The sequence below is a fragment of the Moorena sp. SIO3I6 genome (assembly GCF_010672095.1).
In genome coordinates this window covers 1-1917 of sequence record NZ_JAAHHU010000935.1, presented here as the reverse complement: position 1 = coordinate 1917, position 1917 = coordinate 1, and the positions used below count along the sequence as shown (strand labels likewise).

Annotated in this window: 2 protein-coding genes; both read left to right on the top strand. The window is 40.4% G+C overall.

The annotated features are described in order from the left end of the window. A partial coding sequence (locus F6K49_RS44645) for a polysialyltransferase family glycosyltransferase (RefSeq protein ID WP_293108412.1) occupies positions 1-1167 on the top strand: 1167 nt, incomplete at its 5' end. Beyond that, a partial coding sequence (locus F6K49_RS44640) for a glycosyltransferase (protein WP_293108409.1) occupies positions 1139-1917 on the top strand: 779 nt, incomplete at its 3' end. The genes F6K49_RS44645 and F6K49_RS44640, both read left to right, overlap by 29 nt.

Below are 1917 nucleotides of genomic sequence, written 5' to 3'. Positions count from 1 at the left end.
GACCTTACTATTAAATACCAAGATTACCTTGTTATTTATCATCTTTATTCTCCCCCTGGGCAAATTGATGAATTTGCCGCCTTTATCAAAAGGATAGCAGAGTTAGTGGGGGAGTGGCATAAAATTTTTTACATCACCCCTGATAAACTCAGTGATATTGAGAGTCGATTAGACTATTCCAGCCCATCAAAAATTTTCCGGATAGTCCATGAAATGGTTGGCACTAATAGGGCTGATGAAATTTACCTGTGCCGTAATTGGATGTTTGGAAATAAGCTACTGATTAATACTTACAAATCTGCCCTAACAATTTGTTACGGTGATAGTATTGGCTTTTACTTTTCGGTAAAATCAAAGGCGTTATTTGCAGATAAGCCAGAACCTAAATTTAATTTAATTCGCTACATACAAAAAAAACAAAAAGCATTAGTTCGTAAAATCAAGACGAGTTTACGACTAATCACTTACCTAAAAATTAGACCAAAATTTGATATCGGTTATTTTGTATTACCTGAAGCGTTTGGGGAATCCCCTCCCATGAAAACTGTCACCTTAAATAAAGTGTGGCTTCTCGAAACGTTTCAAAAGCTCAGGGGTTTGGTAAACCCAGAATACGTTCTCCAGTTTCGCAATAAAATTGCTGAATCTCCCGTTTCAATCCTACTCACTTCAAATTTCTCTGAGGCTCGTAGAATGTCTCAGGATAATGAAATTGCTGCTTACCGTGAATTCCTGATCGCTGAAGGTATAGAGCCAAACACAGTACTGGTGATAAAACCCCATCCTAGAGATGACAATGTTAAACTCCAGAAGTTGGAGGATGCCCTATCTGACTTGTTTGATAAAATAATAATATTATCAGAACCAGACCTGTTTTTTCTACCGTTTGAGGTATTTTTTGCAGAAGCTTTTCTCCCCCTAGATTCAAACCCAAATAATCAACCCAGGGTGTTTGCCGTCAGCACAGCTTGTGTCTCCCTAAAGCTACTGTTTAATGTTCCCAGTATTGTTGGCTTTGGGGAGCAGATTACTTCCAAGCTTTTCTATGAAAATTATGCAGCTGGTAGGTTGGAACACGAGCAGGAGTTAAGAGCAGCAATCAACAACGTTGAAGTACCTGGAATCATTAGCGAGCACCATGAAAGTCCTACATATCAATCAATCTGATCTTTCTGGGGGAGCCGCGATCGCAGGCTACCGACTCCATCAAGGTTTGCTCGGTCAAGGCGCAGACTCACGATTGTTAGTCTGGAGACCCAAAACGATTAGTGATCGTGTAGATTATGCTGCCCGTTTAGCCATTCTAGATAAACTAACTGCCCCGATTACCCAACAACTAGGACTTTACTATATTAATAAACTGGGCACCTTTACGATTCCTAAGCACAGCTTTTATAAAAACGCCGATGTACTCAATTTTCATGTGCTTCATGGTGGCAGTCGTGGATACTTTAATTATTTAGCAATCCCTTCATTAACTAAACGTAAACCTGCTGTGTTTACCTTCCATGATATGTGGAGCTTTACTGGACATTGTGCCTATAGCTATGACTGCGATCGCTGGAAACGTGGTTGTGGAAAATGTCCTGATCTAAATATTTACCCAGCTATTCCAAAAGATAATACTCATATAGAGTGGAAGCTAAAAAACTGGGCTTATAGTCACTCAAACTTAACAATTGTTACTCCCAGTCGCTGGCTTTGTGAGCAAGCTAAGCAAAGTATGCTCAACCGGTTTGAGATTCACCATATTCCAAATGGTATTAATACCGAAGTCTATCAGCCCCTCGAATCCCAACAGTGCAAATCTGTACTCAACATTCCCACGGGCAAAACAGTTCTGATGTTTGCAGCCACAAACTTAGCCGAGAAGCGCAAGGGGGGCGATTTGCTGTTGAAAGCGTTGCAAAGTCTACC